Annotated in this window: 10 protein-coding genes; 4 read left to right on the top strand and 6 right to left on the bottom strand. The window is 44.6% G+C overall.

What is annotated here, in order from left to right; translation table 11 throughout:
* Positions 1-175: 175 nt before the first annotated feature.
* Entirely contained in the window at positions 176-682 is a 507-nt protein-coding gene (locus MSG33_RS17570; protein ID WP_031780328.1) for a hypothetical protein, read from the top strand.
* 114 nt (positions 683-796) lie between these two features.
* Here MSG33_RS17570 and MSG33_RS17565 read toward each other — a convergent pair whose 3' ends face one another.
* The 4 genes from MSG33_RS17565 to chiP all read right to left on the bottom strand — a co-directional run bounded on the left by MSG33_RS17565 (position 797) and on the right by chiP (position 5,846).
* On the bottom strand, positions 797-1,759 hold the full coding sequence (locus MSG33_RS17565) for an OmpA family protein (RefSeq protein ID WP_006743033.1): 963 nt from the start codon (positions 1,757-1,759) through the stop codon (positions 797-799).
* 640 nt (positions 1,760-2,399) lie between these two features.
* Positions 2,400-3,827: a glutamate--tRNA ligase gene (gene gltX / locus MSG33_RS17560; RefSeq protein WP_005393148.1), complete on the bottom strand. Its 1,428-nt coding sequence runs from the start codon at positions 3,825-3,827 to the stop codon at positions 2,400-2,402.
* 178 nt (positions 3,828-4,005) lie between these two features.
* The gene (locus MSG33_RS17555) at positions 4,006-4,599 is read right to left on the bottom strand and encodes a DUF2057 domain-containing protein (RefSeq protein ID WP_012842058.1); all 594 of its coding nucleotides are present in this window, start codon (positions 4,597-4,599) and stop codon (positions 4,006-4,008) included.
* Between the two features lie 125 nt (positions 4,600-4,724).
* Positions 4,725-5,846, bottom strand: coding sequence for a chitoporin (gene chiP / locus MSG33_RS17550; RefSeq protein WP_006743034.1), 1,122 nt, complete (start codon positions 5,844-5,846; stop codon positions 4,725-4,727).
* A gap of 479 nt (positions 5,847-6,325) precedes the next feature.
* Between chiP and MSG33_RS17545 the strand changes: the two genes are divergently transcribed.
* Together MSG33_RS17545 and MSG33_RS17540 are read left to right on the top strand one after the other, a co-directional pair.
* The gene (locus MSG33_RS17545; RefSeq protein ID WP_248381595.1) at positions 6,326-9,055 is read left to right on the top strand and encodes a heavy metal translocating P-type ATPase; all 2,730 of its coding nucleotides are present in this window, start codon (positions 6,326-6,328) and stop codon (positions 9,053-9,055) included.
* A gap of 21 nt (positions 9,056-9,076) precedes the next feature.
* Positions 9,077-9,526 carry a DUF411 domain-containing protein gene (locus tag MSG33_RS17540; RefSeq protein WP_012842060.1) on the top strand — a complete coding sequence of 150 codons (450 nt, stop codon included), beginning with the start codon at positions 9,077-9,079 and terminating at the stop codon, positions 9,524-9,526.
* 55 nt (positions 9,527-9,581) lie between these two features.
* Here the strand turns inward: MSG33_RS17540 and MSG33_RS17535 are convergent, their stop codons facing one another.
* Entirely contained in the window at positions 9,582-10,274 is a 693-nt protein-coding gene (locus tag MSG33_RS17535; protein WP_005382004.1) for an oligogalacturonate-specific porin KdgM family protein, read from the bottom strand.
* Positions 10,275-10,711: 437 nt separating this feature from the next.
* A complete protein-coding gene (locus MSG33_RS17530) occupies positions 10,712-13,363 on the bottom strand; it encodes a family 20 glycosylhydrolase (RefSeq protein WP_248381593.1) in 2,652 nt (883 codons plus the stop codon).
* Between the two features lie 495 nt (positions 13,364-13,858).
* On the opposite strand from MSG33_RS17530, the gene MSG33_RS17525 reads away from it, so the two are divergent.
* The gene (locus MSG33_RS17525) at positions 13,859-14,731 is read left to right on the top strand and encodes a TraB/GumN family protein (RefSeq protein ID WP_150916428.1); all 873 of its coding nucleotides are present in this window, start codon (positions 13,859-13,861) and stop codon (positions 14,729-14,731) included.
* The last annotated feature ends 17 nt before the right edge of the window (positions 14,732-14,748 follow it).

The raw sequence follows: 14,748 nt of genomic DNA, 5'->3' as shown, positions 1-14,748 counted from the left end.
ATCAATATTATTGCCTCGCTCCTTTACTCGACGAGATAAAACCTTTTACTGATCCGATCTCTTCCCCTTGAAATCATTTCAACAAGCCCTATTTACAGTTTTGTATTTTATTACTTTAATTATCTATGAGTTTTGCTTACCCTTTTAGCTATTAATAAAATTATTAGTTAGCACTATGTCTAAGAGCAATTTAATAACTAACACTGGACACCGCTTTATTTCTAAAGGCAAGACTGCCTTTAAGATTCATATCCATACCCCCGAGGACACGGTACTGCACCGCTCGGTTGGGTTTGTTCGTATTGGAGAAAAGAAAGGCTTACAAAAAGCCATTAAGCTGAGAAACGAATTAGGCCGGCAAATGTGGGGCAAATTTTGGCGACGTCTTTTGAAGGATCCTTACCTCATGACCAGACTCCCACACAGCGTTGAGCCAAAAATTGTTCACAAGCCTAACCCCACTCTTGAAAACCCAGATAACCGAGATACGTGTTACATCGCTAAGTGGCGAGAGTTCAATGATGACGGTGACTACAAATACAAAACGGTGGTTCGCTCTATTAGTAAATACGGCAAGCTTGCCGCCTACATGCAAACCAAAAAAGCGTTGTTAGAAGCACATAAAGACAACTTGGAAATCCTAACATTCATGGGGCGCTTAAACAGCATTGACCTCAAGTGATGCGTTACCGTTTTTAACTTTTCAGTCCGTTTCAAATAGAAATGAAAAAGCCCCAAAGAGCGAACTCTTTGGGGCTTTCAGCTTCAGTCTTCTATACTACGGTCGGATAGGAGCTTATTGCTGAACTTGGTATTCAAACTCTGGAACAACGATTTCTACGCGACGGTTTTGCTGACGACCTTCACGAGTGTCGTTTGAAGCGATTGGGTTGTTTTCACCTTCGCCACGCGCTTGAATACGTGATGAATCAATGCCTTTTTCAACGAGTGCGTTAGCTACAGACTCAGCGCGTTTCTCAGAAACTTTTAGGTTGTAAGCTGCTGGGCCAGAAGTATCTGTGTAACCTACAACTTCAACGTTCGCTTGTGGGTGCTCGTTTAGGAAAGCAACTAGGTTATCAAGTTTTGCAGCGCTCTCTGGTTTTAGAGTTGTGCTGTTTAGATCGAAGCTACCAGTGCCGATTGTTTGAGTTTCGAATGTTTTCGTTACAACTACTGGCTCTTCTACGACTTCTTCTACAACGACTTCTTCAACAACAACTGGCTCTTCTACGATTACTGGCTCATCGTTGCCGCCGAATTTGAAAGAAACACCCAGTGTTGCTGTGTTACCTGTCGCACGAGTTACATCGTTGCTGATATCAGTCAGAGTTTGGTATTCCGCACGAGCAGTTACGTTTTGGCTTAGGTTGAACTCAAGGCCAGCTGCGCCTAGGTAAGAGTAATCATCTTTGCCATCAAACATTACGTAAGCGCCACCCACTTTACCGTAAAGTGCGATGTCTTCAGTGATTGGTAGGCTGAATTTAGGTGCAAGAGTGATTGCTTCTACATGGCCACCGAAAGAAGTTTGGTTAAAATCACCGATGTTGTCGAAACCTGCTTCTACTGCGAAGTATTTATTCATTTCGTAACCAACAAAAGCGCCAAGAGTAGAGTCGTCTTTGTCACAAGCCTGGCCCGCTACACACGCGTCTTCCATCCATGACTTACCCATCTTACCACCAACGTATACTTCTGCTTGTGCTGCTGAAGCCATAAGTAGAGACGCTGAAATTACCGCTGCTAATTTTTTCATTATTGATTCCTCTAAAGAAGTTCTTTTGTTAGATGCCGAAATGCGCCGTCTGACTGACGTTGTATTTCAATTCTTTTTATTCATTCCTTGAGTGAGATACTTAGTCAGCTTCTTTTTATGCACATGCATTTTTTTTATGGAAGCTACTTACGTACATTTCCTGTTCAGTGATACATATCGCCATCTCGGTATCACTGACGGGGTGAACTATAACGCTAAGAAATCGCGAGAAAAATCCCAATTCTGTCAATTTATTGTCATCAAAAATCTCAACAACATGTGATCTTAAGCAAAAAAATCCCCACACAATCACGACGCAAACGTTTGCTTTATTTTCTGGAACACTACAACTTAAGCAAAGTTTTTTCTTAAAAATGAGACAACAAAAATGGAACTTTAAGGAAGGTGGATAAAAATCAATCAGATATTTGATATATAATCGCTCGTTTTTTATTCATGCCAACGATATTTGGATTAAAAAATCTTATCCATACCTAGGTGAATTACGGTCCTAAATACCACATCCTTCACCGACATATGAGAAGGTTTCTCATTATCTAGGATTCAGATACAAAAAAGCCGCGGGTGTTTACCGCGGCTTTGTGACTATTTATTCAAAAGAACCTTTAGTTCAAAGCAATTATGCGTTTGCTTCACGCTCAGCAATGAACTCAAGCGCCATCTTAATACGAGCAACACAACGCTCTTTGCCAACCAGTTCCATTACTGCATCGACAGAAGGAGATTGACCGCCGCCTGTTACAGCAACACGTAATGGCATACCGATTTTGCCCATGCCAATTTCTAGCTCTTCACAGACTGCTGCGATAACGCCATCTTTGATGTTTGCTGTTGTCCACTCGGTCAGTGCTTCAGCTTTCGCTAGAGCAAGCTCTAGAGGCTCTTTAGCCACACCGCGTAAGTGTTTCTTCGCTGCGCCCGCTTCAAACTCAGAGAAATCTTCGTAGAAGTAACGGATTTGCTCAGCTAGCTCAACCAGCGTGTTGCAACGCTCACCCACTAGCTTGATCACGTCAGTGATAGCAGGACCATTCGTTACGTCTAGTTTTTGTTGGTCTAGATGCCATTGTAGGTGCTCTGCAACGTACGCAGGATCTGAGTTCTTGATGTAATGGTTGTTCAACCATTGCAGTTTGTCCGTGTTGAAGGCAGACGCTGACTTAGATACTGCATTTAGGCTGAATAGGTTGATCATCTCTTCTTGAGAGAAGATTTCTTGGTCGCCATGAGACCAACCTAGGCGCACTAGGTAGTTGTTTAGTGCTGCAGGCAGGTAACCCATATCGCGATATTGCATGACTGATACTGCACCATGACGCTTAGACAGTTTCGCACCGTCATCACCCAAGATCATTGCACAGTGCGCAAACGTTGGTACTGGCGCACCTAGTGCTTCGTAGATGTTGATTTGACGAGGCGTATTGTTGATGTGGTCTTCGCCACGAACAACGTGAGTGATACCCATGTCCCAGTCATCCACTACTACACAGAAGTTGTAAGTAGGTGAACCGTCAGTACGACGAATGATTAGGTCATCCATTTGATCGTTGCGGATTTCAATGCGACCACGGATTTGATCATCAAATACTACGCTACCTTCTTTCGGGTTACGGAAACGGATAACACATGGATCGCCATCTTTTGCCGCTTCGTTTGCTGCTTTGATTTTTGGATGGTTAGCATCGTAGCGAGGCATTTCTTTATTTGCTTCTTGCTCTGCACGGATTTCATCTAGCAGCTCTTTAGACGCGTAACATTTGTAAGCTTTACCTTCTGCCAACAGCTTATCAACCATTTCGTTGTAACGGTCAAAACGTTGAGTTTGGTAGTAAGGACCTTCATCCCACTCCAAGCCTAGCCATTCCATGCCTTCAAGAATTGCATCAACCGCTTCCTGAGAGTTACGCTCAAGGTCTGTATCTTCGATACGTAGAACGAATTCACCACCTTGGTTTTTAGCGTATAGCCAAGAGTAAAGTGCAGTACGCGCACCACCAACGTGTAGATAGCCAGTTGGGCTAGGAGCAAAACGAGTTTTAACCGTCATTTGAGTTCCTTAGGGGTAATGAGCAACGAGAGATCTCTCGTTGTAATGTCAAGGATAAAAGTGGCGACATTTTACCACCGTAAGTCAATTCTACAATCGGTTTGACACCAGAAATACAAACAGGGCAGCACCAATAAAGGTACTGCCCTCCTATTTACTGTTAAAGTGCAGAACGAAATTACTTCAGGTTACGCATCGCCCATTGCATAAATTCTTGCTGCTCTTCACGGCTTAACTCATTAAACGATGCTTTGATTGTTTTGGTTTCCGCCGGAGAAGACGCAATGCTTGCCTTGGTCGATTCTTTGTTCATTGCATTGTTATAGTCAGCCACTTCTCGCTCGTAATCACGAAAACCTTGCAAACCACCTTTACGAAGTTGAACCATAGAGAATGCCACTTCTTTTCCGTGTTTGTCTTTCAATACCACTTTTGGATCGAGTTCAAAGGCTTTCGCTTCTTCGATGGTACGGAACGCTTTGTAAGTCAGCGATAGCTCGGCGTCTTTTTCTGCTTCAAACTCTAATACCAGTGGCTGCGAATCGAACTTACGGCGCTTGCCATCTTCAAAGACAATTTGTCCAACCGTCACCGCCAACTGATTTTCCCCGTCCTTCAGCTCGATGCTGTTATTTTTGGAAATCCACTCAGGGTACACGAACTCACCGTTGAGAACGCGAGGAACCAGTTCAGCTTGCAGAGTCAGTTGAGCAGCAAAAGCAGGCGCAGAAAGCATTGCGCAAAGTCCGAGAAGTGTCGTTGTTTTTTTCATCGTGGTTTCTCACTTTATACTAATTTAGATAAGCCTCTGAAACTTACAGGCCCGTCATTCCAAAGGCTTATTTGAATCAGTATCAAGACAAAAAGGGCGTTTCCGCCCTTTTAGCTGCTTCTTTATTAGAAGTAGTATTCAACACCCACAGAGAACTCATCGTAGTCCGCAGATTTCCAACGCGCTTCTGTTGGTTTATCCAGTTGATATGCACCGTCGCCAAAGTCTAGAGTACGAGCACGTACGTAAAGCACTGCCGATGGGTCTACGAAGTACATAACTTGTGCAGATAGTACATCGTCTGCTGTATCGTTAATGGTCTTACCGTCACGCTCTAGATCGAAGTTAGCTGCGTAAGCCAGTTTGTATTGCCAATCACCAGTGGTGTACATGATAGCGGCAGACATTGCGTCTTGCTTCTCACTCACGCCGTTGCTTGCGTCAGCTTCCATGTATTTGTATTGCGCGAAGAAAGAAATACCGTTATCAAACCAGCCTTGAGCACCCACCAAGTATGTGTTGTTTTCCCACGTTTGGCCTTCCATCTTAATGTTACGGTTACCCTCGTATGCGGCATCTAACTGAATTGGACCAATTTTGTAGTGCGCTGCGATACCACCCCAGTAGTCATCACCTTCACCCAGACCCGCTTTGTCACCTGCACCAGCCGCAATATCTAGAGAGAATTTGTCCGCATACATTGGCGAGTCCCAACGAATGGTGTTTGATTGACGGTCTTGATACTTAGCACCACCGATTGCACCACCCCAGTCGTAAACATCACCGAGACCTGGGTTAGATGCAGGCCAGTCAACCAATTCGTACATCGGTGTTAATACTCGACCTAAACGAACTTGACCCCAAGATGCACTTTCAAAACCGACGAATGTGTCACGTTCACCAAGACCTGCACCCTCGCCGCCAAAGCTAGGGTCAACGTAACCACCTTCGATTTGCCAAATAAAAGTAGGACCGAAGTTAGCAAATTGTTTTTTACCACGGAAACCGATGCGAGATTCGTTGTTTAGCTGCATGCCACCTAGATCATCGTCCGTTGCTTTGTTGCCAGAATCGTAATCGCGGTACGCGGCCTGCATCGCGATGATCCCGTAAACTTCATAAGAGAATGAATCTTTGGTTAGGAACTCTTTTGCTGCGTCACTGTTTGCACCATCAGCAAATGCAGCACCACTGAACATCATGCCTGTGATTGCCGTAGCAAGTAGGCTTTTCTTTAGGTAAGACATTTTTAACCCCTATATTTTTTAGTTTTTTCCATTTTCAAATTCGCTAACTAGGACATGGCAGGAACTTGAAACAATGTTTGGACGGGGCAAATATGACAAACTTTTTTCGCACTAAAAAACTTTCCCTACAGCAATCTGAGCGACTTCAAAATGAGAAGATCAAAAATAATATAATCAATTAAAAATCAAAAACTTAAATTTAAATATAAAAAATCAAAAACGTTAAAAGCACTTTTTGACACTGAACTGACATTGAGAGCATCTCAAAAGCGTGAGCGACTTCATTCATCTTTTAGGTGTTTTAACGGAACTTTATATTCAGAGAGAAAAAACCTTGAGATCACTCGCAAGTAAAATGGCAGTGAACTTTTGTGATTCAAGCGATTTTGACGAAATTGTTGAGAGCAAAAAATGGGTATTGACCTTACCCTTGCAGGAAGGTTTAAGCTCAATGTATCACTATTATTGAGGTGCAGATTATGTATCAGTTTGTTATACCTTTATCAGGGCTCAACTGCATGGGCTGTGCAAGAAAAGTTGAGAAGGCTTTACATGCGAATCACGATGTAGAGATCCTCACTTTGTCCCCAACGCAAGTCGAGGTCAAAACCGAGTCCTCGCTTAAAGAGCTTGTCTCATCAATTGAATCTCTTGGTTACCAAGCAGGAAATCAGTACGAGTTAAACCTTTCAGGCTTAAGCTGTGGCGGCTGCGTGAAAAAACTCTCGTCTTTATTAGACTCTCATCAAGACGTTATTTCTTTCGAGGCTTCAACAACGCACTTAGAGATTCGTACCCTACTCTCCGAGCAACAAGTCATTGAGCTAGTTGCCAGCTTGGGCTATACGGCCAACAATAGCGCTGTTACTGATAACTCAGTTGCTGAAGAGCACAAGGCAATCACTCCCGATCAACGCCAAAGCCAGACATATCAAAGCGAAAAAGGCGACCAAGCAGCGCCTGACGAGCAACCAGCAGGCACGGCTCAACTACAGATGTTGATTCAAGGTATGACCTGTGCAAGCTGTGTCGCATCAGTAGAAAAAGCCCTTACTAATGTACAAGGGGTTGAAAAAGCCCAGGTAAACCTCGCAGAACAAAGCGCACTGGTGTTTGTGACTGAAGACTCAGATTCGTTACATCAATCTATTTTGCAATCTGTCAAACAAGCGGGTTACCAAGGCGAGGTTTTACAAGACGCCGCGACACAGCAAGAAAAGCAAGCGCAGCAACAACGTCAACAGCAAAAACGCTTTAAGTTGGATGCAATTGCCGGCCTTGTTGTGGGTGCCCCTTTGATGATTTGGGGTGTTGCTGGTGGCAACATGATGATTCGCAACACCAATGACCAGTTGGTTTGGGGCGCGATCGGTATTGTGTGTTTGCTGCTGCTTGCCACTGCCGGAAAGCAGTTCTTTAGTAACGCTTGGTTAGCGGCCACTCACAAGCGCGCCACGATGGATACCTTAGTTGCGCTCGGTACTGGCGCAGCGTGGTTCTATTCTATGCTTGTGGTGATTTTCCCAGATTGGTTCCCAATGGCATCTCGTCATGTTTACTTCGAAGCCAGCGCGATGATCATTGGTTTGATTTCACTTGGTCACTATATAGAAGCCAAAGCGAAAGCAAACACAACTCGCTCGCTTCAGGCTTTGGTGAACTTACAGCCTCAACAAGCGACCGTCATCACTGAGAAAGGCGATCAACAAATCGCGGTTGAGCAAATCACGCTAGGCATGAAACTGCGTATCAAACCAGGCGAGAAAGTGCCTGTTGATGGTACGGTAATCAATGGTGAATCATACATTGATGAGTCCATGCTCACTGGTGAACCAGTACCAGTGTTAAAAGCGCAAGAGGCTCAAGTGTCTGCCGGGACATTAAATACCGATGGTGGATTAGTCATTGAGGCAACGGGCATTGGCGCAAATACCATGCTGGCACGTATTATTCGTATGGTGCGCAGCGCTCAGAGCAGTAAGCCTGCCATCGCGAAATTGGCAGACCAGATTTCATCAGTGTTTGTCCCTGTCGTTGTAGGCATAGCAATACTGGCAGCGCTTGTTTGGTTTGCCGTTGGCCCAGAGCCAAAAGCGAGCTATATGCTGGTGGCCACCACTACCGTACTTATCATCGCCTGCCCTTGTGCTCTAGGCTTAGCAACCCCACTTTCTGTCACGGTGGGAGTGGGTAAAGCCGCAGAACTCGGCATTTTGATCAAAGATGCTGATGCCCTACAGCTAGCGAGTAAAATAGATACGGTTGTGTTCGATAAAACAGGCACGCTTACCCAAGGTAAACCGAGTGTGCAGCAAGTGTTTACTCAGACCACCAGCCAAGAAGAGCTGTTGGGGTTAGCGTACGCCGCCGAGCGTCAGTCAGAGCACCCACTAGCAAAAGCGGTATGCGATTTTGCTAATCAGCACGACACACAAGAAGTGACTCTCGATAAATTTGAAAACGTTCGTGGACGCGGCATTTTGGCAACGTATCAAGGTAAACCGCTGCTTATTGGCTCGCTTCAATTTATGCAAGCGGAAAACGTTGCAACAGAGGCTCTTCAGGATGAAATTGACGAATGTGCTCAGAACGCATGGACTCCGGTTGCCGTTGCGCTCGATGGTAAGTTAGTCGGCCTGATCGCCATTGCTGACCCAATCAAATCGGATGCAAAACAAGCGCTCTCTGCATTAAAATCGCAAGGCATCAAAACGGTAATGCTGACGGGTGACAACCAACACGTAGCCAACGCTATCGGTCAAGAACTTGGTATTGATGAAGTAATCGCTCAAGTAATGCCAGATGAGAAAGCTCAGCACATTGAGCAACTTCAATCCCAAGGCCATGTCGTGGCAATGGTGGGGGATGGCATTAACGACGCCCCTGCTCTCGCGTTAGCCAACCTTGGTATTGCCATGGGTAGCGGCAGTGATGTCGCCATTGAAAGTTCGCAAATGACCATCCTGAACACGTCACCAATGGCGGTGGTACATGCGATTGAACTGTCGCGCGCTACACTTAAAAACATGAAGCAAAACCTATTTGGAGCCTTCGTTTATAACTCACTGGGGATCCCTGTTGCCGCAGGCGTACTTTATCCTGCATTTGGATTTTTGCTCAGCCCAGTTGTCGCAGGTGCGGCAATGGCGCTGTCATCTATTACTGTCGTTAGTAATGCAAATCGACTACGACTTTTTTCAGTAAAATAACCACTTATATTTGAGGCTATTATGAAGTTGAAATTATTGACCTTTGCAATGCTTGCGACCGCATCCGCCAACGTATTGGCAGCTGATGTCATTAACCACAAATCGCCATACTGCGGCTGCTGTGGTGAATGGACAAAACACATGGAAGAGAACGGATTTACGGTCGAAGAGAAATTGCACGATGACATGAACGCCATAAAACGCGATCTAGGCATCAAGAACGAACAGCTTTACTCTTGCCACACAGCAGAAATCAACGGCTATGTGTTCGAAGGTCACATTCCAGCCGAAGACATTAAAGCATTCTTAGAAAATCCACCACGTAACGCAAAAGGGCTCTCGGTACCGGGCATGCCAATGGGTTCCCCTGGTATGGAGTATGGCGATAAAAAAGACAGCTACACTGTTTATGCGTTTAACGAAAAAGGCCAAGTGTTCGAATATAGCCACCACGAAGGCAACGATAAATAACAAGAAAGCCCAGCAAATCAATTGCTGGGCTTTTTCTTAATGGACAAATATAAGATTAGAAGCCGTAAGAGGCACCAAATACAAACGCATTGTTAACTAGGCTATCACCACTTGCGTTTTCTGCACCGTGTGCTTGGCTACGGAACTCAAAGTAAGGCTGAACACCTTTACGTGTCCACGTTGCGCGAAGTTCGTGGTCCATCGTTTCCGCTTCAATCATGTAGACGTTGTTGTAGCTTAGCGTCACATCTTCATTCATCACGTAACCAATACGGTTATCCATGCGGTAGTCTGTATCCGCATCTGCGTCTGTCGCATCAATATGCGCACGAGTACGGTTACTTAGCGAGATACCGTTATCGAAGTTGTAACCGATCTTAACCAATGGACGGTACTGTACGTTCTCGCCAGCAGAGAACAAGTGTTGGTAACCCGCTGCAACCCATAAATGATCGGTAATGTTAAATGACTGCTCACCACCCACAGTGATTGCTGGTGTTGTGTTACCCGCGCCACCGTTTTCTGTTTCCAGTTTACCCAACTGAATACCATCAAATTCGGTGTAAACCGTAAAGCCGCCGAATTGGTTATCAAAAGTATGACCAGCTTCCAGTGTAGACGTAACGTCCGAACCATGGATTCGACCATCATCGTGGAATTGAACGTTACCCGTTACGTAAGAAGAACCAGCAAAAGCGCTAGAAGCGAAAGCGAGAGAAAGAGCACTCAGTGCAAAAATGTTTTTCATAATTACTGCCTTTATTTATTCACGTTATGCGACGGTTTTAAAGGGCTTCTCTTCCCTTTATCGCAAACTTTGGAATGTGCCTCCTTGGCGATCGCAATATTGTTCCAATTAATTCGCGATGGAAAATAAAACATTTTAAAAAGTGATCTTGTTCAAACCGACGCTCAACACCCCTGATAAAAGTATGGTAAATACAGGCACTTACCGTATTTTTCTACAATGATTCAAAAAATAGAAGTGTGATCATAAACAGGTAATTTATTGATATTTAGCAGATTAAGTCGATCCAGTTCACAACAACCCTGACCATTACAAGCTAAAACTTATTTATCAATGAAAAATAATTAGACATTGGTCACACTTAATTTCCCCTAAAAATAAAGAAACCCTCAACATGACATTGAGGGTTTGCTTAAATTTAGCTGAGAAGATTAAGGTTATTTCACACTAGTTACGCGGCTTGATCTTTCCCCTGTCGCCGATACAGAGCGGATAAACACTTCACCAGTTACACTTGGACGAGCATTTTCTGTGTAAGTCAGCCAATTTTGACCGTCTAACGAGTATTGCAGTTCAACGCCAGGGAACTGAACGTTCATAGCTAGCTTGCCGTTTTCTACTTTCGCACCAGGAATTGGAAGGCGGTAGTCGATACCAGATTTTTCTAGCTTAGCCAGTTCACGTTGGCCAAGCACGTTCGCAAAGCGGTTGTAGTCTTGGTTTAGCGATGCTTTATCAACTAGGTTAGAGTTTTGCGAGTACTCAACACCGACTTTGTAGTCGTTCTCCCAAACTGCGCGGTGCCATGCACGCTCAGCGGCTGCGAGTACGCGAGGGAATACCATGTACTCGTATTGCTCATCGTTACGTACTGTCTCAGACCAAAGCTGTGCTGATAGGCCGTAGAAAGGTTTCGCTTCGATTTCACCTTTCCCAGTAAAGCCGTTGCCATCGCGGTCTACAGAGGTTTCTGCGTTCTGAGGCATGTTCTCTGGTGCAAAGCCAAACATCTTACGCGTATCGGTTGCACGTGTTGCCCAGTAGTAACCACGCTCTTTCGGATCAACTTCGTATGGCATGTCCATGTACACATAGTCAGGGTTAGAAACGATCACGTCGTAACCTTTCTCAGACCACTCGTACACTGATGATGTACCACCCCAGTAAAGAACGTCCCAGAAGTTAACACGCGTATTTTCTGTTGCGAATGCTTTCTCACCTTCGCTGTATTTCAAACCATCTTGCCATGCTTGGAAGTTTGGAATGCCTTTCTCAGCAACTAATTTTGATACTTCTTGCGCAAAATGACTCGGTAGGTGAGCAAAATCACTCACTGTGCCTTCTGCGATTAACGCCTGACACTGTGGAGATTGCGCGAATGGCTTGTCTTGTTTCGACAGGTCAAGCGTGCCTTTCCAGCTTACTTTGTCTTCTGCGTTAACGTCTTGGAAACCAGCACCTAGCTTGATGTTCTTCGCCTCGTCACCACCAAAGTGCCATGTCGTTAGCGGTGCCCCAGCTTCAGCGTGCATTGCTGCCACTTCTGAAATCACTTTATCTACAAAGCGAGTGGAAGATTCCATACACGGGTTGATAAAGCTTTGCTTATCGTAGAACTGAACCGTAGTGACATTAGAAGCATCTTGAGGATCCATCAGGCGGTATTCGTTCGCTTCAGCTTCCTTACCTTCTTCCATCAGGCGGTCGTAACGTGCTTCCATTGATACTACCGCTGCACGCGCGTGTGCTGGCATATCGATTTCGGGAATGACTTCAATGTTACGCGCTTTCGCGTATTTCAAGATTTCCACGTAGTCTGTTTTACTGAAGTAGCCAGAGCCAAAGTTGTCTGTCGTTGGACCGGAACCAAGCTGAGGCAGTACGCAGCTTTTCTCTTGTGTATCGAAACAACGATTAGCGCCAACCTCTGTCAACTCAGGTAGGCCTGGGATTTCCAAACGCCAGCCTTCATCATCGGTTAGGTGAAGGTGAAGTTTGTTCATCTTGTACGCTGCCATTTGGTCTAGCATTGCAAGAATGGCGTCTTTAGAGTGGAAGTTACGAGCTACATCTACCATCACACCACGGTAATCAAAGCGAGGTGCATCTTGAATAGACAGTTGTGGTAGAGAATCAGCATTTTGGCTATCTACCAGGCCAAAGATAGATTGTACTGCGTAGAAAGCACCTGCTTGGTCAAACGCTTTAATCGCAATACCATCGCCCTTGATGCTCATCTCGTAAGCACCAGATTTTGCCAGTTCACCGGTGAAGTCTGCAGGAACAACAGTGATGCTTACAGGAAGATCACCACGAACGTCCACACCTACCACTTCTGCACGATCTTGAATTGCTGCGTATTGAGTCGCATCGAATGCGTCTTTAGGCAGCGCAATACCCGCCGCGATATCTACTGTACCTTTGCCTGCTTCAACAGACATTGGCGTTGGTAGTAACGTGGTTGATACGTCTTGTTTTGCTAGGTCTTCGTTCTTCTCGAAACGAGACACAGCGTTTGCAAATACGTTGTTGTCATCTGGCGTACGTTTTAGGTTGTTACCTTCAAGGCCAGTCACGAAAGATGCAACGTCTTCTGTGTTAAGAGAAGCGATCATCTTAGGTTCTGCGTTTGGTGCAGCCACGAAAGCGCCTGGCATAAAGTCGGTTTCAAATAACTGCCAGTATTCGCCAATTAGTGGAAGTACCACTTCTTCGCCCGCCGCAAAGCCATCAAACTTATCTGTTGGTTCCAGTTTGTGTAGGTCACCCGTTACACGAGAAATTTTGAACTGATCATTATCTACATCCAAAATCAGACGAATGCTGTGGAAGTAGATAGCCCAATCTTTAGAGTTAACCGCTTCACCTTGGTTAACTAGCGTCATGTTCACCTTGTTACAAGAAGCCCACTCAGCTCCTAAATCCTGACAAGCAAGACCTTCGTTTGCACCGTGGTTAGTCAACACTTGGTATTGAATATCAAGGTTATTAGCCAGTGAATTTACAGCTTGTTGCTCAGAGCTTTGCAGAGCAGAGCAACCTGCTAATGTGGTGATAACAGAAACAGCAATCAGACTAGGTTTAAACATCTTACTTCCCCAAAAAAGTCAGTGGTTCAAAACGACAATGATAAAAATCGCGGCTCCTCAAATGCGAGGGGCCTAACAGTTGCATTCAACATACAACCAGTTATTTCTAAGCGTAAAATAAATAGAAATAGGAAGTGATCTAGTTCAAAAAATGATACTCAGCAAAAACCATAAAAACTTAACTTTCATGAAGTTACAAGCCACGTCAAAATCGAACAACTTGTTTTGACGAGTTTGCTGCGATCTAGGTCACTAATATTCATGAGTTACGACTGATTTTGTAAGATTTGGATCACGCCTAATTATTTTGTGAACCATTAGTAAGCGAATGACCTATTTATCTTTCGTGAAGTGACTCTCATTTATTCATCGTCAAAACTCGTCAATATTTTTAGAAATGACGATTTTGTCGAATATCCCCACTAGAGAAATTGCACTTAACCTCAAGCATTTTTGCGTATAAAGTTTAAAGGTATCTTACCTGAGGACCATTCTATGTCTCGTCTCTTGACACTCATATCATCCCTACTTGTTGCCTTTGCTCCCTTTTCCTCTTATGCAGAACCGCAACATTGGTTAGCAAAAAAAGGGGAAACCGAGCTGATGATCATTGGCTCTGTGCATGTGGGCGATAAAACGATGTACCCACTCCCTAAAACTATTACTCAGCACTTAAGCCAAAGCGCTGGGTTGATTATCGAAGCAGATGTCAGAAACTCTGAAGGCTTGGTTTACCCACAAACAACCATTCTTTCTAAAGATGTTTTAGGCAAGGCTCAACGTCGCCACTTAGTCGAGATAGCACAAGATTTAGGGTTGCCAGAAACTCAACTTTTGAATTCTCCACCATGGACGGCTGCATTAACCATCCAACTCGCTTTAGTCAACAAACTGGGGTATGTCTCTGATAAAGGGGTCGACATGCACTTAATAGGACTCGCTGATAAAAAACAAATCCCGGTCATTCCACTGGAGTCCGTGCAATTCCAAATTGATTTAATAGCAGGTCAATCAGAAGGCGGTAAAGAGATGCTCCTCTCGTCAATTGAAGAATATGACGGTGGGGAAGAATTGGTTCAGTGTTTGATAGAAAGCTGGAAGAGCGGTGATGGTAGTATGTTGGTCGAGGCATCATTAACCGATCAAGCAACAGAAGATTTTAATCAGGCTTTCTTATATGAGCGCAATCGAGATTGGGCAAAAAAACTTGATACTGGCAGTGTCCTACCTCAACGTTCGGGTCGCTATACCGTTGTTGTCGGCAGTTTGCATCTAGTTGGTAAAGATAATCTGATTGAGCTGCTTAAAAAAAGGGGCTTTGACATAAAACCACTCGGTAAAACCCGCCAAGCTAGGTGCCATATTTAGAAATTTATTTGAAGGCA

The sequence above is a fragment of the Vibrio sp. 1CM7H genome (assembly GCF_023161645.1).
GTDB lineage: Bacteria > Pseudomonadota > Gammaproteobacteria > Enterobacterales > Vibrionaceae > Vibrio > Vibrio diabolicus.
This window is presented reverse-complemented; position numbering and strand designations above follow the sequence as displayed.